Raw genomic sequence first — 25371 nt, 5'->3', positions numbered from 1 at the left:
AACTAAGACTTACACTAAAAACTAATTAAATTGAGGCAGGACATGGAAATAGGAGTACCCAAGGAAACCAAAGACCAAGAGTTTCGGGTTGGGTTGAGTCCTTCGAGTGTGCGTGTTTTATGCGAACAGGGACATCAGGTATTTGTGGAAACACAAGCAGGGGTAGGTTCAGGTTTTAGTGACGAAGATTACAGTCATGCTGGTGCAACAATAGTGACAACAGCAGAATCAGTATGGAACCGCCAACTGATTGTAAAAGTAAAGGAACCCTTGGCGAGTGAATATAAATTTCTCCAGAAAGAGCAAATATTATTTACATATTTACACCTAGCGGCTGACCGAAAATTAACAGAGCATTTGCTAGATTGTGGGGTGAGTGCGATCGCCTACGAAACGGTTGAACAAGCAGGAGCGAATCGTCTACCTTTGTTAACACCGATGAGTATCATTGCCGGACGTTTATCAGTGCAGTTTGGAGCGAGATTCCTAGAACGGCAACAAGGGGGTAGGGGAGTACTATTAGGTGGAGTGCCGGGAGTGAAACCGGGTGAAGTAGTGATTTTAGGTGGTGGAGTAGTAGGGACAGAAGCGGCAAAAATTGCCGTCGGCTTAGGTGCAAGCGTGACGATATTAGATGTCAACGTGGAGCGGTTGAGTTATTTAGAAACCCTATTTGGTTCCCGCGTCAAACTCCTTTACAGCAATTCCGCTCACATTGAAGAAACCGTCAAAAGTGCAGATTTATTAATTGGTGCGGTATTATTACCAGGAAAACGAGCACCGATTTTAGTCTCGCGAGAACTGGTAAAACAGATGCGTCCGGGTGCGGTGATTGTGGACGTAGCGGTGGATCAAGGTGGTTGTGTGGAGACCTTACATCCAACTTCCCACACCCATCCAGTCTACGAAGAAGAAGGCGTACTGCATTATGGTGTACCGAATATGCCGGGTGCAGTTCCCTGGACATCGACCCAAGCACTGAATAATAGTACACTACCCTACGTTCAATTGCTAGCTGATTTAGGCTTAAAAGCCTGTGAAGTCAACACTTCTCTGGGAAAGGGATTAAATGTACATAATCATCAACTTGTTCATCCAGCTGTGCAAGAGATGTTTCCCGATTTAGGTAAACCAGCGTCAATTATTTAGTGGTCTATCGCATAATTCTATGAGGGGTTCGTAGTAGTGGCTTTAGCTGTGGAAAAGTTTTAATATAAAGCCCGAAAGCGCAACTACGTGCCTTTTTTCACCCATCAAAATTCATGTGGTGGACTATTACTCCCTCCCTACTCTCTAATTTTGGAAATGCCTTGTCAACTATGGCCCTATACAACACCCGGAATACCCGACGAGTTATTTGAGTATTTACCGGGAATTCCCCTAAGTCAGCGAGAAATTCGTTTATTGCTGCTAGCTCAACTGAGATTAACGCCTAATTCCGTACTCTGGGATATCGGTGCAGGAACTGGAACCATTCCCGTCGAAGCCGGATTATTATGTCCCCAGGGAAAAATAATTGCTGTTGAACGGGATGAAGAAGTCGCCAACCTGATTAGACGTAATTGCGATCGCTTTGAAGTGAAAAACGTCCAAGTAATTGAAGGTTCAGCCCCAGAATGCTTGTCCAAAATTGAATTTCAACCCGATCGAGTCTGTATTGAAGGTGGCAAAGCATTGGATAATATTATGCGTACCGTTTGGGAATATTTACCAGTATCAGGTCGAGTAGTCGCAACAGCTGGTAATCTAGAAGGATTGTATACAATTTCCCAAGTATTTTCCCAATTACCAGCTCGTAACTTGGAAGTGGTTCAATCTGGTTTTAATCGCTTGGAAACCAGAGGATTCACCCAAACCTTTGCTGCTGTCGATCCGATGTTTATCCTCAGTGGCGAAAAACTTGAATAATTGAGGAGAATACTGAATAGAGAAGACAGGAAACAGGATGAAAATCCAAAATCCATAGACACATTATTGCGGCTTATCTAGGGTAATCCAAAATCCAAAATCCATAGACACACTATTGCGGCTTACCTAGGGTAATCCAAAATCCAAAATCTAAAATCTAAAATCCATAGACACACTATTGCGGCTTACCTAGGGTAATCCAAAATCCAAAATCCATAGACACATTATTGCGGCTTACCTAGAGTAATCCAAAATCCAAAATCCAACATCCAAAATCTAAAATAACCTATGCCTTGGTCTCGGATTCTGAGTGGAATAATTGCGATCGCGATCGCTCTGGTATCAACCTTACTTGGTGGTTGGTACTTCACATTTACCTTTGCGACAATTATCATCCTTGGACAAGGCGAGTTTTTTAACTTGGTTCGTGCTAAAGGTATTGCTCCCGCGTCCAAAACCACCCTCGCTGTCAGTTTAACCTTACTCGCTATTTGTACCCTTGATGGCAGTTTAGCTGATGCGGTAATGCCGGTTGCTGGTACTTTTATTTGTTTTTATCTGCTTTTCCAACCAAAAATGGCCACAATTGCCGATATTGCTGCCTCAATTATGGGATTATTTTATACTGGTTATCTACCAAGTTACTGGGTAAGATTACGTAGTTTGGAACGAGTTAGTAATATTCCCCTAGCCGGATATGTGCCTCCAGACTGGCACACATTTTTCAGTCGCGAACAAGTAGCCACCCTACCCAAAGGACTAACTGTAACTATTTTGACATTTTTCTGTATTTGGGCAGCGGACATCGGAGCCTATACATTTGGGAAATTTATTGGCAAAACCCCCCTCTCCGAAATTAGTCCGAAGAAAACTGTAGAAGGAGCGGTTTTTGGGATGATAGGTAGTATTGCGATCGCAATTTTTGGAGCCTATTATTTGAGTTTTCCCCATTACCTATTTGCCGGATTTGCCCTGGGTTCACTAATTGGGATTGCCAGTTTACTAGGAGATTTAACCGAATCCATGTTGAAACGGGATGCGGGAGTCAAAGATTCCGGTCAATTAATTCCCGGTCATGGAGGCATACTCGACCGTACCGACAGCTATATTTTTACCGCACCCCTAGTATTTTACTTTGTCACCTTGATTTTACCCCTATTAGCATCGGTATAAGTGGGGTCTGCTGTAAAAGTCTTTTCGGGAGGCTAATACCGTTTTACTTTGGAGTTGATCCATTTAGGGGATACAAGGGAAGAAAATGTATCAAAATTTGAGTAAAATGGTGTTGGCGGGTATTATGTAGACTGCAAATTACATAGCTTACTTTCCCACAGGGATATTACGAACTGCGTAGGCGTAGCCAAGCTCAACGGCTATTACGTAGCTTGCTCTCCGCGTAGCGGGTATTACAAATTACGTAGGCGCGTAGTGGCTTGCCGCAGGCTATTATGAATTACAAGAGATAGGCAAAACAGACTGACTAATTGCGCGAAAAACTCTACAATAGTCGCAGCAAGCATTTATTTTTATTGACATTAAAACATCAAATTTAACCGCTTATGCCTCCCCGTTGGTCTCGTATCCCTACCCGCGCAGACGCTGATTACCGTAAACTTGACGACCGGATGAACTTCGCCGTCCATGTAGCCATATTTGCCGCGATCAATTCAGGAATGTGGTTTTTCCATAACTTCCTCCACACAGACTGGGAATGGCTATCTTGGTTCAGCCTCGGTTGGTTTGGAATTTTAGTAATGCATTTAATTTATATTAGTGCGATCGCAGATTATTCCGATGCTGCTTAAACTAAAAATATCCAGATAGTCTCCCATCTGGTTTAAACACAACCAAACCATGTGTACTTTGCACGGTGATACATTGCTCCTTTGATTTGTGGACAGTTGACAGTTGACCTTTAAGCACTAAGTATCGGACTAAAATCTATGGCGAATATCAACACGACCGAAATCCTCGAATCCCTAGCAGCAGAAATAGGTGAAAACATTTACATCGATATTTCCAAATGGCACTTGTACCTAGCTGATGCTAAATTACACACTGTAGTTGCGGAAAAAATGTATCCCCTACTAGCCGAAAATAACGTCAATGAAAACCTGGTTGTGGACATTCTCGGCTCCATCAACGTCAAAATCGGTGGCGGTCGTCGAGAACTACCCTTGATTGATTTGTTACCCATGCAGTGCCAAGTTAATCTCGTGGATATACTGGAAAAGTTTCAGAAAAACATGTAAATCAGCATACCCTTGCGAATCCTGTATCGCTGACATGATCGATCAGCTTTGAGTAACAGGTTGATTTACCCACCGCTCCCGACCCCTGTACAGACCTATGTGTCGTGTTTCTCCCAAATCCTGCACGTTGTCAAGATTTGGGAGATATCCAGGTGAATTTGCTCCTCCCCCTTGCTCCCCAAAAATCCCATTGATTGAAAATCCCAATTGGAATTAGTCACCGGATTGGGATATCTTAATTGGTGAGATATTAAGCAAACGTTAACATGACCTTGGTTTCCCCTCACAAAAAAGCAAAAGCCCTCAAACCCGGTAGTCGTCGTCCTGCAAAAGAACTTTGTAGCGAATGTGGACTGTGCGACACCTACTATATCCATTACGTTAAAGAAGCTTGTGCATTTATTAATCAGCAATTTGATGCACTGGAACAACAAACCCACGGACGCGATCGCCATCTCGATCAAGAAAATGAGTTATACTTTGGCGTACACCGCCATATGTTTGCAGCTCGCAAAATCGAACCCATTGAAGGCGCACAATGGACGGGAATAGTCAGCAGTATCGCCATTGCCATGTTGACAAACGGTTTAGTTGAAGGTGTGGTCTGTGTCCAAAATACCAAGGAAGACCGCTTTCAACCCCAACCAATTATTGCTACCACCCCCGCAGAAATTCTTGCTGCAAAAGTTAATAAACCCACCCTCTCCCCCAATTTATCCGTCCTCGAACAAATCGAAACTTCAGGAATGAAGCGATTGTTAGTAATTGGTGTTGGTTGCCAAATTCAAGCCTTACGCGCAGTGGAAAAACAACTCGGTTTGGAAAAATTATACGTCTTAGGTACACCCTGTGTTGATAATGTTACACGTGCTGGCTTACAAAAGTTTCTAGATACCACCAGTCGTTCACCCGACACGGTTGTCCATTACGAGTTTATGCAGGATTTCCGCATCCACTTCAAACATGCTGATGGTTCCATCGAAAAAGTTCCATTTTTCGGCTTGAAAACAAATCAACTCAAAGATGTGTTTGCACCCTCCTGTATGAGTTGTTTCGACTACGTAAATTCCCTGGCTGATTTAGTAGTTGGGTATATGGGCGCACCCTTTGGTTGGCAGTGGATTGTCGTCCGCAATCAAACCGGAGCCGAAATGTTGGAACTAGTCAAAGACCAGCTAGAAACCCAACCAGTTATGTCCCAAGGCAATCGCAAAGAAGCCGTACAACAAAGTATTCCTGCCTACGATAAGGGTATCACCCTCCCCATGTGGGCTGCAAAATTAATGGGTGTGGTAATTGAAAAAATTGGTCCCAAGGGTTTAGAATACGCCAAGTTCTCCATCGACTCCCATTTTACACGTAATTATTTATATACAAAACGCAATTATCCAGAAAAGTTAGCGAAACATGTCCCTGAATTTGCCAAACGGATTGTTAGTCAGTATAAATTACCAGATAACGATTAATATTGTTGATCAACTTTCATTTCCAGCTAAGTAAGTTGGTGTCAAAAAATCAAGGTATGTCCGAAGCGAGTGGAATGCAGTGAAAGGAAGCAATCTCAAGGTTGTGAATTTTGTTTGCAATCCGCTACATAATGAGGTTGATTTGTGCTGACTTACTTGGGGTCTTTAGAAAAAGTCTTTTCGTGAGGGTAGGGAACAGGAGTCGGTACAGACGCGACATGTGGTGTCTGTACCGGAATGGTTTTAACCCAACTATTCCACTTTTCACAAGACCCAAAAAATGACAAATGCCATGTTTTTAAGCCTTACATACCTAATTGGAAAGTACTTTTTGCGACTAAAATCTCCTTAATCCCTTGCAAAATATAGAGACGCGATATACCGCGTCTTTACTATTTTTCCGCAAGCCCTACTTAGATACTAGGGGATAGTAGGAGGTTTTTAAAAACTTTTATTAACCACAAATCATGCTGGACAAGAGTTTCAGTCTTGATGACTCATAGTCACCAACTCCTCTGTAGGAGTATTCATATTACTTTACATAGGGTCTGCAGAAAAAGTCTTTTCGTGAGGGTAGGGATTAGGGAATAGTTTTAACCCAAAAATTCTACTTTTCATTGACTCGAAAAAAATTACAGATGCAAGATATGCCTATTTGGAAAGCACTTTTTACGAATCAAATACCCTCCAAAGCTTACAGGATACAAAGACGCGATATATAGTGTCTTTATTATATTTTGGCAAAGCCCTACGTCAACTGTCACCTGTTAACTGTCAACAAGGTTAAAGGGAAATATATCAGCGTGCAAAATATGTAAATATATCAAGATTTTGACAGCAAACCCACCTGAATCCGTAATCTCTGTCGCTCAACTTGTGTTCATATTTTGATGATAAATCGCCAAAATTTTCAAAATCATGATTAACAAGTCCATCTTACCAGGTAGTGCTTTAATTTCTGTGTTATTACTTAGCGGTTGTGGAGATACCAATATCCTCCCACCAGCAAATCAACTTCCTGCTGCGACCACAACACCCGTTACCCAAACCACAACACCCCCAGCAACAACCAGTCAACTAGCTCCTGGAACCTATTGTTATTCAGCTAAAACCAAAACCTTGGATGCTAATGCCACAATCAATATTAGCTCCAATAATCAAATCAAGGGTCAAATTCAAGCTACTATCCAAAACCCCGCAGAAAACTACTACTCCTCCTACAACCAAACCTTAACAGGGGAATTAATTGGAGAAACAGCCAAATTGAAGATTGTCACCAAAATTGAAAATGATACTCAAAATAGTCAAGTAAACTGGACAATCACCCCATCCCAGTTAAAAACCGATCGTGAAACCTTCGTCAAAGCTGATTGTGCAAGTTCCAAAGCTGACCAGGAAACTTCAGCAACCAAGAAACCAGTACGGGTCAGCTTCCCCAAAGGAGCTAGTTCTACCACCGTTAAAAATGCTGTTGTTAGAGGCGATCGCGACACCTATATTTTAGGTGCAAAACAGGGACAAACAATAAACCTGAAAATAACCTCCCTGGAAAAAAACGCCGTTTTTGAAGTCATTGCACCCAATGGTCAAACCCTTATCCCGGAAGCAACCACTTGGAACGGAAAACTTCCCGTCAACGGTGACTATCAAGTGATTGTTGGAGGAACACGGGGTAATGCTTCCTATGAATTAGCTGTAGAAATTAAATAGGGATAAGGCGATCGCGACATCATACTATTTGATACCATGTCCGCTCCTATAACCATCATCCAACTCAAACCTTGGTGGTTTACCGTCTCTGGGTGAGTTTTTTATGGGTCTGTCAACGGACATGATATCACTGGTATGAATGTAGAATAGCTGTAGTATAAACCGAACAACCCGCATGGGAATTGATGATTGAGAATGCGCAATTATTCTACTTTTGGTAACACAGTACGTTATGTTGAATGGACATTAATAATCGTTTACTTGACGATATTTTTATTTGAATTGCGTAAAGGTACTTATATTTCCCGTCTTTGGCCATCTGCGGCGATTTTTACCTGTTTTGGAATGACAGCAATTCTCAGCTTTTTCTTCCCGATTAACCGTCCTATGTGGTTGCGTCGGCTTTATATTTTCGTTGATATAACTGCGGTCATGCTATCTCAAGCAGCAAGCAAAGGTTTAGATATACTTTTATATTTGATTTTAGCCAAAACCTGTTATTTATTTAAGCGCCAAGAAGTAATTCTCACAACTATTTTTACAGGCTGTGTTTGGATTGCTCTGCGGGTCTGGAGCATACCTCCCATGTTAGAGTTTGAACGGATGAATATTGAAGTCCGAATTCAACGTTTATTTAATACCCAAGCAATTGTAATTGATGCTTTGATCAATGAGGCTGGTAGTTATTTAGCAGCTAGCACATTTGTAATTTTATTTTGTTTTGCTATTGTTGCAGAACAAAAAAGTCGTCTGCAAGCACAAAAACTTGCTCAGGAAGTAGAGGTGTTAGCAACACGCTTGGAAAGGGTGCAAATTGCTAGAGAAATCCACGATTCCCTGGGACATATTTTAACTTCTTTAGATGTACAACTGGAACTAGCCCAACGTTTATATCAACGCGACCCAGACAAAGTTATCAAATCATTAAATATTGCCAAAGACCTTTCTAGCCAATGTTTAAACGAAGTCAGATTATCAGTCAAAACTATGCGTGATGGGGGAAAATTAGGTTGCGATCGCAATCTCCAATTTAATGACGCACTCCAACAATTAATCGCCCAAATTCAACAACACGAAACTATCACATTTCATCTAAATTTAAAACTTCCCCAATTACCTTTATCTACCAGCCATCAAATTTACTGCATCATCAAAGAAGGTTTAAATAATATTCAAAAACACGCTAGCGCCAAAAATGTAAATCTACGCGGCTATCAACAGCGAGAAAATATTATCATTGAACTGGAAGATGATGGTATCGGCTTCGATGTCAATTCGCCCCACACAGGTTTCGGTCTGCAAGGAATGCGCGAACGCACTCAAATTCTTGGTGGAGAATTAGATATTCAAAGTTTTGCCAATATCGGTACAAAAATTAAATTGAAAGTACCTTTTTGAAGGGGATAAGATACCAAAACAGGTTTCATTACAAAATTAAAGTTTTAATCACTTTCTTCCTGACCATCTTTCACAGTAAAATCAACTTGCTCGTAAATGTCACCTAATGTAATTGTAAAATCCACAGTTACCAAGGTTAAATTAGCTGATTCCCCTTCAATTTCATCTAAAACCCATTTTCCATTCCCAGTCTTCACATAATGCATCACATGATATTGATATTGGTCGATTAAAATGAATTCTTTAAATTCCGGAATCGAACGATAGTACAAAAACTTATTTCCCTGTTCATAATTTTGGGTTGATTTTGATAAAACCTTTACAATTTTTCAAAAGACCCAAAAAATTACAAATGCAAGACTTTGAAGTTTTATATACCCATGTATTTGCACTTTTTTCCGTCAAAATAGCCTCAACAGCTGACGATATAAGTCTTGAGTGACGGATTAATCGTCCTTCTACGGACTATCCCCGTAAGTTTTTGCTCCAAATGCAGGTAACGCATCCTCAAAAAAATTATTCACACCCCTTGACAGTCCATACCACCTATACTACATTAATAATACAAGCAAATACAGCTTGGGTGTCGCGGATAGTTCAATATTTGAGAACACCATTCCTTACCTGCAAAGGTCGAATGTTTGAGGGTTATCGTATATTGAATACACAATCCCTTAAGCAGCAATTCCGGAGATGCGGGTGTAAATCCTGCTTCGCGACATCAATTTCAACGCGTATTTATATATATGTATTTATACTTTGCGGGCTGATATATTCCCCTGTTGGTTGACAGTTGACTTTTAAGCATTAACCATCTAGAAAGTCGTGTATATGTCAGCACCGGAAACAGAAATCGCAGGTTTTCTGTACTCCTGTATTCTGTATTCACCTATATTGTGCGGGGGTAGCTCAGTAGCAGAGCAACGTAAACATCCTTTTTCGATACTTGCCTTTGAGGACGCAGAATTAGGGTTATCGCTTTCTCAGCCGTTGGACGCAGGTGCAAATCCTGCCCTCCGCGTTCAATTATACCATCTTGGATTCAAGATTTTTATCTGGTCTCCTGTGTTCTTTTCTCCAAATCATATATGCGGTGAGTAGCAAGAGCAGGAGAGCGCTTATCACCCTTCATTCATTACTTACCCTTGGGAACGCAGAATAGAGGGTTATCGCGGGTGCAAATCCCGTTCCACCGCCTTGTTTTGCCCATTGGGCTGGAGGTATAAAAATGGACTATAAATTTTTCACACAAAAAAATACCAAATATACTAGTCAAAACCAGCCCATCCCTGGTCGGGAAACAGAAATGATATGGGGACGTAGCGGTGGATACATGTTCGATGTGGGAATTTGGGAGATGTTACGCCGTTGTTTGCTGGTGGGAACAGCCCAAAGTACCTATTATGCGGGGAAACAGGAATTAACGGCAGATTTTATCGATATATTACAGCAAGCGATCGCCAAAAATCCCGATCGAGTTGCCCAGGAGATTGTGTATGCTAGTGATGGTAGAGCAATCAACAACAGCGCACCGATTTTGGCTTTAGTGTTGTTGTCGATGGGGGAAACACCCGCAGCGAAAAGTGCCTTTTTGAGGGTTTTTCCCCAGGTGGTGCGCACAGGTAGCCATTTTTACGAGTGGTTAAGTTATACCAAATCCATGCGTGGTTTTGGGAAAATAGTGCGGGAAGTTGGTAATCAGTGGTTGCAAAACCCGGATGTGAAAGGTTTGGCTTATCAACTATTGAAATATCAACAACGTCACGGTTTCAGTCATCGGGATGCCCTGCGGTTATTCCACGTTAAACCCCCGACAACAGACCATCAACTATTATACAACTGGGTGGTGAAAGGTTGGTCTGAATTACCGACGGAAATCCCCAGTCAAGCTTTAGCACAGGTGTGGTGGTATGAATGGTTGAAACGGAATCCCCAAGGAAGCAAAACTGCGATCGCTCAAGGTCGGTTAACCCATGAAATGGCTGCACCCATTGGTAAAATGGATAAGAAAGCTTGGCAGTTGTTGTTTAACGACATGCCAATTGGAGCCATGTTGCGGAATTTAGGTTCTTTGACGGAGCTAGGTGTACTCAGTCCCCGTGAAACCAAGAATCTGGATCGGGTGGAAGCGGTTCTTAATAGTTCCCAACATCTACGTCAAGGTCGGATTCATCCGATTGATGTTCTCAAGGCTTTAAAAACCTACCAATCAGGGGGAAATTTGGGACGGGGGAAAAAAACTTGGCAACCAGTTCCTCGGATTGTCGATATCCTCGAAAAGGCTTTAGAACTTGCGTTTGATGTCGTGGAACCAACAGGTAAGGTGTTTATGCACGCTGTGGATGTGTCCGGTTCCATGAGTTACTACTCCGTTAGTAGCATGGGGTTAACCTGCTGCGAAATTGCGACCACAATGGCTCTTGTAACTGCTAAAGCCGAGAAAAACTACATGATTCGTGGCTTTGCCGATGATTTTCGGGATTTGAAAATTACAGCCAAGGATAGCTTTAGTTCGGCTTTAAAAAAAGCTAGCGAGCAAAACTTTGGTGCTACAGATGCATCCGTTGCTTATGATTGGATGATTCAGCACCGGTTTAAAGCCGATGTGGTGTGTTTTTGGACTGACTCGGAAAGTTGGGCTGGTTCTAAACACCCATCTCAAGCTCTACAGGAATATCGCCAAAAAGTCAACCCCAAGGTCAAAGCGGTATATGTCACCTTGACACCCTACCAAATCAGCTTGGTAGACCCCCACGACCCCAATTCCTGGGATTTTGCGGGATTTGACCCTGGTATCCCCAGGTTAATTCAGATGCTAGCAGCAGGGGATGTGTAACTGTTATAGACGCGATATATCGCGTCTCTAGCTATGAACAAAATTCTTTGGCGGGTTTTCCCTGATTCATAATTAACCTTTCAGGACGCAGAATCCAGGGTTATCGGTCTCAATGGGTTCGACTCCCACACCCGCCTTTTTTTATTCAACATCATGTTAAGGGTTTAATATCGTTTACGCTAATGGTCGCTACATATCAGGGGCTATAACCGTTGATTATTCTAGTTGCATTTATTGCAAAGTACAAGAGAATCGATATAACCGTTGATTATTCTAGTTTCATTGATATCAAAGTGAGTTCGATGAGTTATAAAGCCTGAAACTCTTGTCCAGTATTATTCGTAGGAAATAGAAGTTTTTAAAAACCTCCGAGTATGATGTTGAGAATAAAATCATTAAACCTGAAATCAGTCAGTAATTGACTTTGTTCTCAACTAATGGATGAGGTTACTTTAAAACTTAACTTTCAAAATCATTGATTCACAGGCATTGTAGCGTTTACAATCCGTCGAATTCACGTGATATCAAAGTACAAGAGGATCGATATAAATCAAAATTATCTGGTTGTGAGAAATTTCTCTTGATCTATGGGTGTATAGTTAGCATTTGATTTCCCCCCCGTTGAAACTCGTAAGCAACGGTGGAAATTTTGACTTGATATCCTAATTGTTGAAATCGATGGCGAATCGGTTCCACATAGGGAGAAATTTCCCCATCCAAAGTCACCAAAGGAAAAATTCGTACCTGTAATCCAACCCGTAATAGTTCATCAATCGATGCGATATGCATATCCAAACTTAATAAATCTGAATACAAAAACAGTAAATGGGAACAGAGACATAAATCAAACTCGCGATTGCCGAATCGGGTTTGCGGAAGCGATCGCGCAATATACCGACCAGCTAATTTACCCTGGGGATAATCCTCCAGAAATAACTCCATCGTTTCCCTTCTCACCCTTCCTAAGTCCTCTGGGTCGCGAAAATTCTGCCAAACATAGCGTGAGGACTGTTTTTGTAGTTGATAAATAATTGTGGGATAGGTGTCCTCAAAGCGCTGACGAATTTCTTCTGGGGAAAAAGCATATAGGGGATCGATGGAAGTAACCTGGTGTCCTAGTTGGGTCATCTGTGCATTAAAGCTTGCAGGACCATCCCCACATCCCAATATGCGCTGACACAAATCCCCATCACTCAGGTTAAACATTTGTCTATATTCAGCTAAATTGCGTCCCCAAGGAACAATTTCTTCAAGTTTCATGTTTCACGGAATTAGTTATTGAGTTAAGTCGTCACAAATAAACCTCATTATGTAACGGATTGTAAACAATATTCACAGCCTTGAGATTGCTTCCTTTCACTGGGTTCCACTCGCTTCGGACATATTTTGATTTTTTCAAACCGACTTATCCATACCTGGATTTCTCACGAGTAAGTTGTAAGCCTTGAGTAACGGATTGATTTTCCTTCTACGGACTATCCCTACTCCCTATTCCCCATTAGTTTTAGGGTTTTGTGAGAAATGCGGGTATAGGGATTTCCGGTCTAGTGAGGTGCGATATTTCAGTCTACTTGTATTGTTGGATAAAAACTAGAGAAATTGAGGTGTACCTCAGTTGTTTGGGGAAGGATACATCTGCATTTCTCGCAAGGGAGTCTCCATGTTGTTGGGACACAAACAAGAAAATAGTTTATTTGCACTCCCCACTCCCTACTGACTGAAAATTTGCGGAGTTTGTGATAAATCTGGGTATTTCTCAATTAGTCAACAGTTAACAGTGAACCGTTAACTGTCAACTAAATTTCTACCAGATAATTAATTTTCGGGTATGTCCCTACATTCTGTCTAAAACCGAAATACCCAACAAATTCAAACCTAATTTTAAGGTTCTCGCAGTTAAATCACATAACATTAACCGTGACGTTTTAATTGGCTCTTCGGACTTAAGTACCGGACAGTTTTCGTAGAACTTATTAAATTTATCACTCAGTTGATACAAATAATCACACAGACGATTCGGCATTAATTCTTGCTCAACGGCGTTAATTACTTCACCCAATTCTAAAAGATGTTTAGCTAGGGTAAATTCCCCATCTGCCTGTAAAATTATTTTTGCCTCATTCCCTAAATTAGTAAAATCAATATTACCTTCCCTCGCAATACTTTGTGTCCGCGCAAAGGAATACAACATATAGGGAGCCGTATTCCCTTTTAAAGATAACATCCGGTCAAAACTAAACTTATAATCGGTGGTACGATTTTGACTTAAATCGGCATATTTAACCGCACTTATCCCCACCACTTGAGCAACATGGGCAATAAATTCTGGACTTTCTTGACGTTGATTTTCCTCCAACCGTGCTTCTAAGTCTTGTTTCGCTCTCAATACGGCTTCATCCAGTAAATCCCGCAATCTCACCGTATCTCCCGCACGGGTTTTCAGTCTTTTACCATCTTCCCCCAATACTAACCCAAAGGGTACATGGACAAGTTCCACATCATCGGGTACCCAACCAGCACGACGTGCGACTTGAAAAACCCCTGCAAAATGTCCCGCTTGTCCAGCATCGGTGACATAAATTAATCGTTTACCTTCTTCTTTCTGAATTCGGTGTCGCAGCGCAGCTAAATCGGTGGTTGCATAGTTATACCCTCCGTCTGATTTTTGAATAATCAAAGGTAGGGGTTGACCTTCCTTATTGGTAAATCCTTCAAGGAAAACAACCTTAGCACCATCACTTTCTTCCAGTAAACCAGCCGCTTCTAAATCGGTGACAACATGGGGAAGGAACGGATTATAAAATGATTCTCCCCGCTCCGTCAAGCGAATATCTAATAAATCGTAGATTACCTGGAATTCCTGACGGGATTGTTCACAGAGTAACTGCCATGCATGGGTCGTATCCACCGCACCAGATTGCAATTTCACAACTTCTTGTCGTGCAGTTTCTTTAAAGTTATCATCCTCATCAAAGCGTTTTTTGGCTTTTTTATAAAACTCTACTAAATCACCAATTTCTAATGCATTAGCAGTCGTTAAAGCCTGTGGATACACTTCCCGTAAATAGGCAATTAACATTCCAAATTGTGTACCCCAATCCCCAACATGATTCAAACGTAAAACATCATGTCCTCTAAACTCTAAAATACGGGCAATACAATCACCAATAATTGTGGAACGCAAATGTCCCACGTGCATTTCCTTGGCAATATTGGGACTGGAAAAATCAACTATTTGTCGTTGGGGATTTTTCGCTTTTCCTACACCCAAACGCTCATCTTGATGCATTCGGGTCAATTGGGTTTGCAAATAATCGGTTTTTAAGCGCAAATTAATAAAACCAGGACCAGCTATTTCCGGTGGTTCACAAATATCCGATACATCTAATTTGGCTACAATTGACTGCGCGATCACTCTTGGTTGTTGTCCGATTTTTTTGGCCAGTGGTAAAGCAAGATTTGCTTGGTAATCCCCAAATTTCGGATTACTAGCAGTCACTAACATCGGATCTGTTCCCGTCCATTCTCTACCAAATGCCGCTACTAATGCCTGTTCTACCTTTAATTTTAATTGTTCCTGCGTCGAGTCCATAGGTTATTTTCTTTTTGTTTTGCTTTTTGTTAGAACTAGCTAGTCATCGGAGTCCATCGCTATTTCTCCTGTTATCAAAGTCTCACAGCCATGCAATTGCACTCACACAAATAGGGAAACACACTACCTAGATTCCATCAGAATTGATGAAATTCTAGTCATTTTGCTGTCTTGACAGATTTATTTTGACATACTTACTCCCCGCTCACCCATTGCGGAGATTCTAGCCTCAAACAGCAATTCCCGGATTTCTCACAAACTCCTAAAACTTTCAGTGAGTAGGGAGCGGGGAGTAGGGAGTAGTAGGAAAATGAACCCATTACTCAAGGCTGATCACTCCCTTGTCACAAATGTAGGAATTGCAGGTATTGTCTAACATTACCTAACCTAACAGTTGATGCACGTTGCTGGGTTATCGGGGAACCGCGATAGCGCAGTGGTTCCCAACTACACAAATATTTTTCGCTGCGTTTTTGTTCCTCCCCTTCACCGATATCTATGAAGGTAAATACCACATGGCTTGAGTATTTTCTGCCTTGACAAACCCACATTTTTCGTAAAATGCGATCGCATCTTGATCCGCAACCAAAATTTGCATGTGAAAACCTTGATAACGTCGCTGTAACATTTCCATTAGTTGTTTCCCAATCCCCTGGTGTTGGTAATCAGGATGGACAATTAAATGGGGATAGTACACCACTAGATAACCATCGGAAATTGCATTCCCAATCCCCACCAACTCACTTCCATCCCACGCTGACACCAAATAGTGGGAATTTAATAAACCTTGATGTAATTCCTGCGGTTTCTGGATTGATGACCAACGATTCGCTTTGTATAAAAAAATAATTTGGGTGAGTTCGATATCTCGCGTTTCCGAAAAGTGGATTGTCATACTATTTTGATTAAGTTGTGCTATCTTCACATTCAATGGCTGCGGTGCGAGAACAGAATTACTTATACTAGTTATTTGTGTAGACGTGCGTAGAACGGCTAGTCTACCCCATCCCACAGACGCGAAGCGTCGCAGAGCTTCTCCCCTCCTCACAAGTAGGGGACTAGGATTTTGGCATTGCTGAATACAAATATGAATTGAAAATTTGACGTTGTGTAGAGACGTAACATCGCTACGTCTCTACGGCGATTGTGGTTTCAATACAAAATGTAAACAATCATAATTCATACCCAAATTCAGCAACACCAGGATTTTTGTTTCCCCCTGCTTCTTTTCCGTCAAGGTTACACCTTTGAATTCAATAAAAATCGAGCCGGATATATTAAACCGGAAAATTTTTTATTCCGCAATATATTTTAGATAAGTGTGTTGTATTTAACACTTTATCTCGTCTTCCGTGATGCTCCTTCACCAACAGTCAACCGTCAACAGCCAACAACCCCTATGCAGTACGACGATTAATCCAAACCCCTCGTATCCCCACAGACTTTGCTCCATAGTAATCATCGGTTTTACTATCGCCCACATGCCATGCTGCACTTGGCTGACAATTATGTTTGGCTAAAGCGGTAGTAAATATCTTTCTATCTGGTTTGGCTGCACCTACCTGGGTGGAAATCGTAATCGAACCGAAAAATTCCCGCAATTCCAAGGCCTGCAATACTGAATATAAACGGGAATCAAAGTTAGAAATTATACCTAGTTCAATTCCCCGCTTACGCCAACTAATTAAGGCTGGAATCACATCTGGATAAACTATCCACGGTTCGGCTGTACCGAAATGAATGTATAACTCGCTAAAAAAAGTCTCAAAGTCTGTAAACTGGGAAATAACACCCGCCTGCATAAATGTATTATAGGCGATCGCCCGCCACCAAGTAAACTCCGCCTGGGGAATATCGACCTCGGCAATCCCCGGAAACACTGGGGGTGGTAATGCTTGAACGCTATCGATAAAGGCTTGATTCACATTTTTTGGGTCTGCATCCACCCCAAAATCTCGGGCTATTTGACTATAAATTTCACCGACGCTACCTTTCACCCCAAATAACGTACCCACCGCATCCAGAAAGATAACTTTTGGCTTGTCCATAATTTCTGACACCGAGATATTATTTCCAATATACTCAAATTCTTCCTAGTGCCGACGTTCTCCCTGGGTAAATCTACCAAATCGGTTGCAAAAGTTTATATAAATTTCGTCTGGGAAGAAAATAGGCTGATTCCATTTCACCTACTCCCTCAAAATGCGATACATTGTCTTCCCCTGCAACCCTACTCTTCCCCTACTGCCATTTTCTCTAGACTATGCTATCGTAAATAAAGCGTAGTCGTTATGAGTTTATTATAAATACCTATGACAAATCCCACTGTAGAGAATGTAGTAATTATCGGTTCTGGGCCAGCCGGATACACAGCAGCAATTTATGCAGCACGGGCTAACTTGAAACCAGTTGTCTTTGAGGGTTTCCAGATGGGGGGTTTACCTGGTGGACAGTTGATGACGACAACCGAGGTAGAAAATTTTCCTGGGTTTCCCGAAGGAATTACAGGGCCAGAATTAATGGATAAGATGAAAGCTCAAGCTCAAAGGTGGGGTGCAGAACTGTATATGGAGGATGTAATTGAAGTTAATTTGCAGCAACGTCCCTTTACAGTTCGCTCCTCCGAACGGGAATTTCAAGCCAATAGCGTAATTATTGCTACAGGGGCAACTGCCAAAAGACTAGGTTTACCGAACGAACAAAGATTTTGGAGTCGGGGGATTTCAGCCTGTGCAATTTGTGACGGAGCGACACCAGCATTTAAATCCCAGGATTTGGTGGTGATTGGTGGTGGGGATTCGGCTGCGGAGGAAGCAGTATATTTAACAAAGTATGGCTCCAAGGTGAATTTGTTAGTGCGTGGTGAAAAAATGCGTGCTTCCAAGGCTATGCAAGACCGGGTATTAGCAAATCCGAAAATCCAAGTTCATTGGCATACCCAAGCGGTGGATGTGTATGGTGGTGATTGGCTAGAAGGTGTGACAGTGAAGAATGGGTTAAGCGGGGAGGAATTTCAGATACCAGCTAAAGGTTTGTTTTATGCCATTGGACATACACCCAACACATCCTTATTTCAAGGACAATTGGAATTAGATGAAGTGGGTTATATTGTCACCAAAGCCGATTCCGCAGCGACGAGCATCGAGGGGGTATTTGCTGCGGGAGACGTACAAGACCACGAATATCGACAAGCAGTGACAGCCGCAGGTAGTGGTTGTATGGCAGCATTATTAGCAGAAAGGTATTTATCAGCCAACGGCTTGATTCAGGAATTCCATCAAACCGAGACCAACATTAGCCAACAGTCCCATACCTCCAGCGAGAAAGCAGTTAGTGGTGGGGAGGAATTTGACTTGAATCAGACTCGTCACCAAGGTGGCTACGCCCTAAGAAAATTATTCCACGAAAGCGATCGCTTACTGGTGGTTAAATACGTTGCACCGGGTTGTGGTCCTTGTCATACCCTCAAACCGATTTTAAACAAAGTTGTAGAGGAGTTTGACGGCAAAATCCACTTTGTGGAAATTGACATCGACCAAGACCGGGAAATTGCAGAAAATGCTGGAGTTGTCGGTACTCCCACCGTCCAATTTTTCAAAAATAAAGAATTATTGCAGGAGTTGAAAGGAGTCAAACAAAAAAGCGAATATCGGCAGTTGATTGCCAGTCATATTTCCTAGAAGATGACGGGGGATGAATTTACTCATAGCTCGCATTTCTCACAAAACCCTAAAACTCATGGGGAATAGTCCGTGACGGGAGTAGAAGGAAAATAAATCCACTACTCAAGGCTTACAACTTAATCGTGAGAAATCCAGGATAGGGGCTTTTTTTTTGCCCCTATAGTTATTCTTGGGACTGAACTCAAATCTTGGTTGTGAGGTGTTCAAGTTTTGCCAACTGCTACACAGAGCATTCGGTGCGTAATTCTGTGTTAATCCCTGACCAATACTTTTACGCCTATTTTTGTAATTCGTCTTGATGAAAGAACAGGTAATTTATTTATTCTCGCTGGGGATAACATAGAGATAGAAATTGATCGCAATGGTCTTTGGAGGTTTTTATCATGAAGGTTGATTTTAGCACCATGACAAAAGGCGAGTTAAGAGCCTATGTGATAGCCCATCCGTATGATAAAACGGCATTCCATGCTTTTGTTGACCGTTTTACGGCTGATGCATCTCCAGAGACCTTCGATATTCCTAATTCCAGCGCAGAACTTCAGGATGTTGACGTATTAATCAAGCAAAAGTTAGAACAACTCAAAACAAGCTAGTTAAAATTTCTGCTCGCTTGTAAATGGGGAGTGGGGAGTAGGGAATAGGGAGTAGTGGGAAAGTTAACCGTTACTCAACACTGATGGCGATACCGATAAAAAGGGAGCGGGGAGTAAGCAATTCAGCGTCAAGGGTGATTGCGGATTACAAATTTTCCTTTACTCAGGTCGTAGCATCCATAGTAGGATACTTAAAATCCCCTCCACCGGTGGTAAGGGATAGTCGGTTAATTCAATGGTTACGGTTTGTCCTTGTAGTTGCAAAAATCGCCAAGCGGTTCCACTGGTGACACAACCATAGATTGTCGGGATTGGCTGTTTTGCAGCTTGATTAAATTTTTGCGCTGCAACCATTTCGGCAATACATTGTCCTAATCCCAGTTTTATATCTTCTTTTTTCGCTTCGACGATAATTATGGCAGGAGCTTTGATGAATAACTGTTCTGCCGAGCGACTAACTAGAAAATCACAACGTCCACTCAGTTCTGCCTCTACATCTACGGTAAAATCTTCACCAGAAAATACGCTCACCTGACGATTTAATCGTCGCCTAACTTCCAACAAAATTGGTGTAATAATTGCTTCAGAACGAGCCTTCTCACTACCAACAGCAATTGCCCAAGGTAAACTATCTGCTAGGGTTTCCCGCAATAAATCACTTGGTGTAACAGGTTCTAATTTGGGAATAAATGTATCACCTTCGACAATTTCTAAAGAGAAATCTTCCACTACCTTACGTAATGTGAACTTGTTGTATGGCATGGTATTTGTTAATTGCAGCTGGCTATGGTTATTTTAGCGGGTAAAAAAATTGAGCGAGAAAAATAGGAGACAGGAGACAGGAGGTATTTACCTGCATTTCTCAAAGGTAATCCATAAGCTTTGAGTAACAGGTTGATTGTCCTACTACTCCCATAAAGACGCGATATATCGCGGCTCTCCCTACTCCCACTCCCGCAATGTCAAGCCTTTAACTTAAATTAATTACTACTAATGGCAAGCCGAAACATATTTTCGCAAAAATCTTCTACACTGTTAGATAACTTTAGTCAAAATACTCTGTAAATAATTATATATAGGTGTCAGGAGTAGACGATATGCGCATTCTGCTTGTCTATCCAGTGTTCCCGAAAACATTCTGGTCGTATGAAAAAATTTTGGATTTGGTGAATCGCAAAGTACTCCTTCCACCGTTAGGATTAGTAACCGTGGCAGCGATTTTACCCCAAGAATGGGAATTTAAATTGTGCGATCGCAATATTCGGGATGTAACTGAGGCAGAATGGGAATGGGCGGATATTGTGATTTTTTCGGCGATGATTGTCCAAAAAGATGATCTACTAGCCCAAATCCAAGAAGCAAAACGTCGCGGTAAATTAGTCGCTGTTGGTGGTCCCTACCCCACATCCGTTCCCCAGGAAGTACAAAACGTCGGTGCTGATTACTTGATTCTGGATGAGGGAGAAATCACTTTACCAATGTTTGTCGAAGCTGTACAAAGGGGTGAAAAATCCGGAGTGTTCCGCGCTACAGAAAAACCCGATGTCACCACCACCCCCATCCCCCGCTTCGATTTACTCGAATTTGATGCTTACGATATGATGTCGGTGCAGTTTTCCCGTGGTTGTCCTTTCCAGTGTGAGTTCTGCGATATTATCGTTTTATACGGACGCAAGCCCCGCACCAAAACACCTGCCCAATTATTAGCGGAACTGGATTATTTGTATGAGTTGGGTTGGCGACGGGGTGTATTTATGGTGGATGATAATTTCATCGGTAATAAGCGCAATGTGAAGTTGTTGCTCCACGAATTAAAAAAATGGATGGCCGAGCATCAATACCCCTTTCATTTTGACACCGAAGCCTCTGTCGATCTAGCCCAAGACCCAGAATTGATGGAATTAATGGTGGAGTCGGGTTTTAAAGCTGTATTTTTAGGGATTGAAACCCCCGATGAGGATAGTCTACAACTGACCAAAAAATTCCAAAATACCCGCAGTTCCCTGGCTGATGCAGTCCACACCATCATCAAAGCTGGTTTGCGACCAATGGCAGGATTTATTATCGGTTTTGACAATGAAAAAACCGGTGCTGGTTCACGTATTGTCAGATTTGCCGAACAAGCGGCCATCCCTTCCACCACCTTTGCTATGTTACAAGCCTTACCTAATACCGCCCTGTGGCATCGTCTGAATCGGGAAGGACGCTTACGCGCAAATAAAGATGGGAACATCAACCAAACCACATTGATGAATTTCATCCCCACCCGTCCCCTAGAAGAAATTGCACGAGAATACGTGGAAGCATTTTGCGATTTATACGACCCAATTAAGTATTTAGATCGCACCTACCGTTGCTTTTTAATGCTGGGTGGTCCAAGTTGGACAGCACCAGCCAAGTTCCCCGAATTAGTTGTACTCAAAGCCTTGTTGATTGTGATTTGGCGACAAGGGATTAAACGGGAAACTCGATGGAAGTTCTGGCATCACCTATTTGGCATCCTCAAGCATAACCCGAAGGTCTTCGACCATTATCTAGCAACTTGTGCCCATATTGAGCATTTCTGTGAGTATCGACAAATCGTCCGCGACCAAATCGAAGCCCAATTATCGGAATATCTCGCTCAAGGACAGGAAAAACCCTACGTCCCCCCTTCCTCAACTCCCGAAGCTGTCGCAAGTGTCGCTAGTTAATTTGACCTAATCGGAGTAGGGACGACCCGACGGGTTGTCTCTACTTGATTTATATTTCTCCACAATTTTCCCCATCTGCGTTAAACTTCATTGCGAAATGCAAAATAAATTACCAATAACGTGATAAGTTTTGGTAATGCTCAATCCGTTCTGGCAAAGAAGTAGAGTTCAAGGAGAAACATTGTGGCAATGGAATCTAGTTTCGCACAGGGTCAACAGGCAGCTCGCTTACATGCACCAGGAAACTCTGTTCGGGAAGACTTTAGCGAATACGTTGCACACCTACAACTACACATGGCGCTACAAGCACGTAATTTAGTTCCAACCCTCAATCCCACTTCCAATGATAGTCGCGATCAATTGCTGCGCCAAACCCAGGCTGATTTTGAAAAACAGGTTTCCCGACAAATTAATAAGTAAATTATAGTCAGGTTGTTGCTAAATGTTAAGATAATTAACGTAACATCTCTCGTATTCAGATATTTTTTGCCCGAATATAAAATAGAATGAAGGCAGGCTTGACAAGTTCAACATGATTCAGTTGTTCTGAACAAGTCCTGCTTTTTGGTATTTTTGTCAGCAAAATCAGTCTTTCGGAACGCAAATAATTCAAAAAATGCCGTTAAGATAATTGCAACACTCCCCCATCCATTTAACTTGAGGCGTAATTGCGGCTCCCATGAAAATGACTTCTTTACTACCCCAAAACCTTCGCGTGGTTATCCGTCCAATTCAGTATCGAGATTTGGATACTATTGAGCGTTTAGCTAGTACTAGTGCTAATTCAGATACGGAAAATGAGCATCAAAACGGCGAACCTTTGCAATGGCTGCGTCGTTGGTATGGATTCCTCAAGTTCTTGAGTTGGTTTCCCAATCCTTTGCGTTATCGTTTTTGCGCTTACGTAGCTGAACAGGGTCGCGATGTGTTGGGGATGGTTCAGGTATCGCCTTTTAATCGTACCCGCACGACTTGGCGTGTGGATCGGGTGATGCTGGAGCGGGGGATAGAAAGGCAAACAATTGGTTCGCAGTTGCTGCGCTATTGTTTTGAGTCAATTTTAGAAGCGCGGACGTGGGTTTTGGAGGTGAACGTCAACGATAGTGATGCGTTGGCTTTATATCGTCGTAATGGGTTTCAAAGGTTAGCGGAAGTCACCCATTGGGAAATTACACCGGATTTATTGGCAGAATTGGCGGAATCGGAGCCAGATTTGACGAATTTGCTGCCTGTAAGTAATGCGGATGCCCAGTTGTTATACCAGTTGGATACTGCCTCTATGCCACCCCTGGTGCGTCAGGTTTTTGACCGTCAAACCTGTGATTTCAAAACCAGTTTAATTGAATCGTTGATTGATGCGGTGAAATTATGGGTGACAAAAACCGAGGTGGTGAGTGGTTATGTGTTTGAACCCCAACGTAAAGCCGCAATCGGCTATTTTCAAATCACCTCCGACCGTCAGGGGAAAAAACCCCATGTGGCGACTTTGACGGTTCACCCAGCCTATACGTGGTTATACCCAGAGATGTTGTCGCAATTGGCACGAATTACCCAGGGTTTCCCCACCCAGTCATTGCGAATTACCTCGGCGGATTATTTGCAGGAAGGGGAAGAATGTTTAGAAAAAATCGGCGCTACGCGGATAGAGCATACTTTGATTATGTCCCGTTCGGTTTGGCATAAGGTGCGGGAATCGAAATTTGTCTCCTTGGAAGGGATACAGTTACCGGATGTCTTGCAGGGTTTACAACCAGCACGCAAACCGATTCCCGGAGGGATGTCGTGGCGACGGGGAGAAAAGCGTGGCAGTGGAGAAAGGATGGGTAATCGTCATCACAGTTCCGACTCGGTAGCTTTTTCTTCCGATGGATGTGCTGATAGGGGAAATTGTCCGGGACAGATGGGGGAGAATGACCAGGAATCTTGAAGGGATGGATATGGCAGTTGCAGAAACTACTGGGGATCAAACGGTGAGGGAAAGTGTGATTCCCAGTTATATGCAATCTAAGTATATTTCGGCACTCGGTTTGGATGTGGGGCGGAAGCGCATTGGTGTAGCTGGTTGCGATCGCACGGGGTTAATTGCCACGGGGATAACGACGATTAGGCGGACTCGCTTTGTGGAAGATATGGCCGTCCTGGGGGGTATAATTCAGGAGCGGCAAGTGGATGTGGTAGTGGTGGGTTTGCCCTATTCTATGGATGGGACATTAGGTTTTCAAGCGCGTCAAGTGCAAAAATTTGCCCAGGGGATGGGGAAGTTTTTGCAAATTCCGGTAGAGTACATGGATGAGCGTTTAACTTCCTATCAAGCCGAACAGTTAATCATCCAAGAAAATCGCTCCCCATCACGGGATAAGGGATTAATTGACCGCAAAGCCGCAGCTTTGATTCTACAGCAGTGGTTAGATTGGCGAAATAGCCAAAAAAAGGCGAACTAACTACTCATATTTTGAATAAAGCAACTCAGATATACATGCATTCAGCAGCGTACATGATATTCTGAAAGTTGGATAGCCTGTTTGACCTGCGAGAAATGATTTTTGATTAGTATTAGTTATTTAATGATTCTAAATTCAGAACAAATTTGGCACGTCAAGCTCAAAGAGTGCATTTGCTTGTAAATATAAAAGGTTTTTATTCCTCGGCTATGTATCAATCGCAATTTTCTGAAGGCAATGAAAATGAAAGAGTTAACACCAGTGCGATTCGCTTGAGTGACGAACAAGGGCGATCGCTTGAATGTTATGTGGAACATTCTCTATTTGTGGATGAGCAGGAATATGTCTTGTTAATGCCTGTGGATTCACCTGTGGAAATTTTCGCATGGCAAGGTGATGATGAGGAAGAGGAAGCAGTCTTAGTTGAAGATGATGATTTAATCGATGAAATATTTGATACCGCACAGGCAGTGTTATCCGAGCAAAATCTGTCTTTGAAAAATACTGCTTATGCACTGACGGTTGCGGGGGAATTACCTCCGGTGGAAGAGACGGAATTGTTTACTTTGGAAATTGATGATGAGGATGCGTCTGACTTAGAACCGGAGAAATTACAGTTATTGGCAACATTTTTTCATCAAGAACAGGAGTATGCCGTTTATACTCCCCTTGATCCATTGTTGTTTTTTGCTAGAGTGGGAGCAAATGGAAATTATGAATTGCTGTCTCCAGAGGAGTTTCGTCAAGTTCAACCCATTCTAGAAGAACGGTTATTTGATCAAGTTGAGTGATGTGACTT

At 42.3% G+C, this 25371-nt stretch carries 23 protein-coding genes and 1 tRNA gene; 18 read left to right on the top strand and 6 right to left on the bottom strand.

The window, feature by feature from the left end; all coding sequences use genetic code 11:
- The first annotated feature begins 42 nt into the window (after nt 1–42).
- From ald to CDC37_RS13540, 8 genes are all read left to right on the top strand, one after another.
- Nucleotides 43–1149: an alanine dehydrogenase gene (gene ald / locus CDC37_RS13575; RefSeq protein WP_096622500.1), complete on the top strand. Its 1107-nt coding sequence runs from the start codon at nt 43–45 to the stop codon at nt 1147–1149.
- Between the two features lie 156 nt (nt 1150–1305).
- Complete coding sequence (gene cbiT / locus CDC37_RS13570) at nt 1306–1908, top strand: precorrin-6Y C5,15-methyltransferase subunit CbiT (protein WP_096626199.1); 603 nt, start codon at nt 1306–1308, stop codon at nt 1906–1908.
- Nucleotides 1909–2196: 288 nt separating this feature from the next.
- Entirely contained in the window at nt 2197–3081 is an 885-nt protein-coding gene (locus CDC37_RS13565; RefSeq protein ID WP_096622499.1) for a phosphatidate cytidylyltransferase, read from the top strand.
- A gap of 386 nt (nt 3082–3467) precedes the next feature.
- Entirely contained in the window at nt 3468–3713 is a 246-nt protein-coding gene (locus CDC37_RS13560; protein ID WP_096622498.1) for a 2TM domain-containing protein, read from the top strand.
- 138 nt (nt 3714–3851) lie between these two features.
- Nucleotides 3852–4160, top strand: a complete 309-nt coding sequence (locus tag CDC37_RS13555; RefSeq protein ID WP_096622497.1) for a DUF3181 family protein — start codon at nt 3852–3854, stop codon at nt 4158–4160.
- Between the two features lie 266 nt (nt 4161–4426).
- Nucleotides 4427–5626 (top strand): Coenzyme F420 hydrogenase/dehydrogenase, beta subunit C-terminal domain, encoded by a 1200-nt coding sequence (locus tag CDC37_RS13550; protein ID WP_096622496.1) that lies wholly within the window; start codon nt 4427–4429, stop codon nt 5624–5626.
- A gap of 918 nt (nt 5627–6544) precedes the next feature.
- Nucleotides 6545–7336, top strand: coding sequence for a hypothetical protein (locus CDC37_RS13545; protein ID WP_096622495.1), 792 nt, complete (start codon nt 6545–6547; stop codon nt 7334–7336).
- Between the two features lie 195 nt (nt 7337–7531).
- Nucleotides 7532–8734 carry a sensor histidine kinase gene (locus CDC37_RS13540; protein WP_096622494.1) on the top strand — a complete coding sequence of 401 codons (1203 nt, stop codon included), beginning with the start codon at nt 7532–7534 and terminating at the stop codon, nt 8732–8734.
- Nucleotides 8735–8778: 44 nt separating this feature from the next.
- On the opposite strand, the gene CDC37_RS13535 is transcribed toward CDC37_RS13540, so the two are convergent.
- The gene (locus tag CDC37_RS13535) at nt 8779–9006 is read right to left on the bottom strand and encodes a Uma2 family endonuclease (RefSeq protein WP_197707010.1); all 228 of its coding nucleotides are present in this window, start codon (nt 9004–9006) and stop codon (nt 8779–8781) included.
- 626 nt (nt 9007–9632) lie between these two features.
- Between CDC37_RS13535 and CDC37_RS24340 the strand changes: the two genes are divergently transcribed.
- Nucleotides 9633–9755, top strand: a tRNA-OTHER gene (locus CDC37_RS24340).
- A 207-nt stretch (nt 9756–9962) separates the two neighbouring features.
- Nucleotides 9963–11570 carry a TROVE domain-containing protein gene (locus CDC37_RS13530; protein WP_096622493.1) on the top strand — a complete coding sequence of 536 codons (1608 nt, stop codon included), beginning with the start codon at nt 9963–9965 and terminating at the stop codon, nt 11568–11570.
- 585 nt (nt 11571–12155) lie between these two features.
- Here CDC37_RS13530 and CDC37_RS13525 read toward each other — a convergent pair.
- The 4 genes from CDC37_RS13525 to CDC37_RS13510 all read right to left on the bottom strand — a co-directional run bounded on the left by CDC37_RS13525 (nt 12156) and on the right by CDC37_RS13510 (nt 17210).
- Nucleotides 12156–12830, bottom strand: a complete 675-nt coding sequence (locus CDC37_RS13525; protein ID WP_096622492.1) for an SAM-dependent methyltransferase — start codon at nt 12828–12830, stop codon at nt 12156–12158.
- A 574-nt stretch (nt 12831–13404) separates the two neighbouring features.
- Entirely contained in the window at nt 13405–15162 is a 1758-nt protein-coding gene (argS, locus tag CDC37_RS13520; protein ID WP_096622491.1) for an arginine--tRNA ligase, read from the bottom strand.
- A gap of 496 nt (nt 15163–15658) precedes the next feature.
- Nucleotides 15659–16057: a GNAT family N-acetyltransferase gene (locus tag CDC37_RS13515; RefSeq protein WP_096622490.1), complete on the bottom strand. Its 399-nt coding sequence runs from the start codon at nt 16055–16057 to the stop codon at nt 15659–15661.
- A 502-nt stretch (nt 16058–16559) separates the two neighbouring features.
- Complete coding sequence (locus tag CDC37_RS13510; protein ID WP_096622489.1) at nt 16560–17210, bottom strand: HAD-IA family hydrolase; 651 nt, start codon at nt 17208–17210, stop codon at nt 16560–16562.
- A 264-nt stretch (nt 17211–17474) separates the two neighbouring features.
- On the opposite strand from CDC37_RS13510, the gene trxB reads away from it, so the two are divergent.
- The 3 genes from trxB (at nt 17475) to CDC37_RS13495 (ending at nt 19438) form a co-directional block, all read left to right on the top strand.
- Complete coding sequence (gene trxB, locus CDC37_RS13505; protein WP_096622488.1) at nt 17475–18842, top strand: thioredoxin-disulfide reductase; 1368 nt, start codon at nt 17475–17477, stop codon at nt 18840–18842.
- A 261-nt stretch (nt 18843–19103) separates the two neighbouring features.
- Nucleotides 19104–19232: a DUF6888 family protein gene (locus tag CDC37_RS25795; RefSeq protein ID WP_096626195.1), complete on the top strand. Its 129-nt coding sequence runs from the start codon at nt 19104–19106 to the stop codon at nt 19230–19232.
- On the top strand, nt 19229–19438 hold the full coding sequence (locus CDC37_RS13495) for a DUF6887 family protein (protein WP_172892782.1): 210 nt from the start codon (nt 19229–19231) through the stop codon (nt 19436–19438). Before CDC37_RS25795 ends, CDC37_RS13495 begins: the two co-directional genes overlap by 4 nt.
- Before the next feature lie 159 nt (nt 19439–19597).
- Here the strand turns inward: CDC37_RS13495 and CDC37_RS13490 are convergent, their stop codons facing one another.
- Nucleotides 19598–20200, bottom strand: a complete 603-nt coding sequence (locus tag CDC37_RS13490; RefSeq protein ID WP_096622487.1) for a hypothetical protein — start codon at nt 20198–20200, stop codon at nt 19598–19600.
- 335 nt (nt 20201–20535) lie between these two features.
- Between CDC37_RS13490 and CDC37_RS13485 the strand changes: the two genes are divergently transcribed.
- The 5 genes from CDC37_RS13485 to CDC37_RS13465 all read left to right on the top strand — a co-directional run bounded on the left by CDC37_RS13485 (nt 20536) and on the right by CDC37_RS13465 (nt 25363).
- Nucleotides 20536–22131 (top strand): B12-binding domain-containing radical SAM protein, encoded by a 1596-nt coding sequence (locus CDC37_RS13485; RefSeq protein WP_096622486.1) that lies wholly within the window; start codon nt 20536–20538, stop codon nt 22129–22131.
- Nucleotides 22132–22320: 189 nt separating this feature from the next.
- Nucleotides 22321–22551, top strand: a complete 231-nt coding sequence (locus CDC37_RS13480; protein ID WP_096622485.1) for a hypothetical protein — start codon at nt 22321–22323, stop codon at nt 22549–22551.
- 247 nt (nt 22552–22798) lie between these two features.
- Nucleotides 22799–24058 carry a GNAT family N-acetyltransferase gene (locus CDC37_RS13475; protein ID WP_096622484.1) on the top strand — a complete coding sequence of 420 codons (1260 nt, stop codon included), beginning with the start codon at nt 22799–22801 and terminating at the stop codon, nt 24056–24058.
- Nucleotides 24059–24128: 70 nt separating this feature from the next.
- Complete coding sequence (ruvX, locus tag CDC37_RS13470) at nt 24129–24572, top strand: Holliday junction resolvase RuvX (protein WP_172892833.1); 444 nt, start codon at nt 24129–24131, stop codon at nt 24570–24572.
- A 209-nt stretch (nt 24573–24781) separates the two neighbouring features.
- Entirely contained in the window at nt 24782–25363 is a 582-nt protein-coding gene (locus CDC37_RS13465; protein ID WP_096622482.1) for a DUF3727 domain-containing protein, read from the top strand.
- The last annotated feature ends 8 nt before the right edge of the window (nt 25364–25371 follow it).

The sequence above is a fragment of the Calothrix sp. NIES-3974 genome, assembly GCF_002368395.1.
GTDB lineage: Bacteria > Cyanobacteriota > Cyanobacteriia > Cyanobacteriales > Nostocaceae > NIES-3974.
The sequence above is the reverse complement of the archived record's forward strand: the minus strand, read 5'-3'. Positions and strand labels throughout refer to the sequence as shown.

Coding starts and splice junctions, on each gene's coding strand:
- CDC37_RS13560 (WP_096622498.1), top strand. CDS start 3,468: ATGCCTCCCCGTTGGTCTCGTATCCCTACCCGCGCAGACGCTGATTAC.
- CDC37_RS13465 (WP_096622482.1), top strand. CDS start 24,782: ATGTATCAATCGCAATTTTCTGAAGGCAATGAAAATGAAAGAGTTAAC.
- CDC37_RS13495 (WP_172892782.1), top strand. CDS start 19,229: ATGAAGGTTGATTTTAGCACCATGACAAAAGGCGAGTTAAGAGCCTAT.
- CDC37_RS13510 (WP_096622489.1), bottom strand. CDS start 17,210: ATGGACAAGCCAAAAGTTATCTTTCTGGATGCGGTGGGTACGTTATTT.
- CDC37_RS13540 (WP_096622494.1), top strand. CDS start 7,532: ATGCGCAATTATTCTACTTTTGGTAACACAGTACGTTATGTTGAATGG.
- CDC37_RS13485 (WP_096622486.1), top strand. CDS start 20,536: ATGCGCATTCTGCTTGTCTATCCAGTGTTCCCGAAAACATTCTGGTCG.
- CDC37_RS13550 (WP_096622496.1), top strand. CDS start 4,427: ATGACCTTGGTTTCCCCTCACAAAAAAGCAAAAGCCCTCAAACCCGGT.
- CDC37_RS13515 (WP_096622490.1), bottom strand. CDS start 16,057: ATGACAATCCACTTTTCGGAAACGCGAGATATCGAACTCACCCAAATT.
- CDC37_RS13530 (WP_096622493.1), top strand. CDS start 9,963: ATGGACTATAAATTTTTCACACAAAAAAATACCAAATATACTAGTCAA.
- CDC37_RS13480 (WP_096622485.1), top strand. CDS start 22,321: ATGGAATCTAGTTTCGCACAGGGTCAACAGGCAGCTCGCTTACATGCA.
- trxB (WP_096622488.1), top strand. CDS start 17,475: ATGACAAATCCCACTGTAGAGAATGTAGTAATTATCGGTTCTGGGCCA.
- CDC37_RS13490 (WP_096622487.1), bottom strand. CDS start 20,200: ATGCCATACAACAAGTTCACATTACGTAAGGTAGTGGAAGATTTCTCT.
- CDC37_RS13545 (WP_096622495.1), top strand. CDS start 6,545: ATGATTAACAAGTCCATCTTACCAGGTAGTGCTTTAATTTCTGTGTTA.
- cbiT (WP_096626199.1), top strand. CDS start 1,306: ATGCCTTGTCAACTATGGCCCTATACAACACCCGGAATACCCGACGAG.
- CDC37_RS13565 (WP_096622499.1), top strand. CDS start 2,197: ATGCCTTGGTCTCGGATTCTGAGTGGAATAATTGCGATCGCGATCGCT.
- ruvX (WP_172892833.1), top strand. CDS start 24,129: ATGCAATCTAAGTATATTTCGGCACTCGGTTTGGATGTGGGGCGGAAG.
- ald (WP_096622500.1), top strand. CDS start 43: ATGGAAATAGGAGTACCCAAGGAAACCAAAGACCAAGAGTTTCGGGTT.
- argS (WP_096622491.1), bottom strand. CDS start 15,162: ATGGACTCGACGCAGGAACAATTAAAATTAAAGGTAGAACAGGCATTA.
- CDC37_RS13525 (WP_096622492.1), bottom strand. CDS start 12,830: ATGAAACTTGAAGAAATTGTTCCTTGGGGACGCAATTTAGCTGAATAT.
- CDC37_RS13555 (WP_096622497.1), top strand. CDS start 3,852: ATGGCGAATATCAACACGACCGAAATCCTCGAATCCCTAGCAGCAGAA.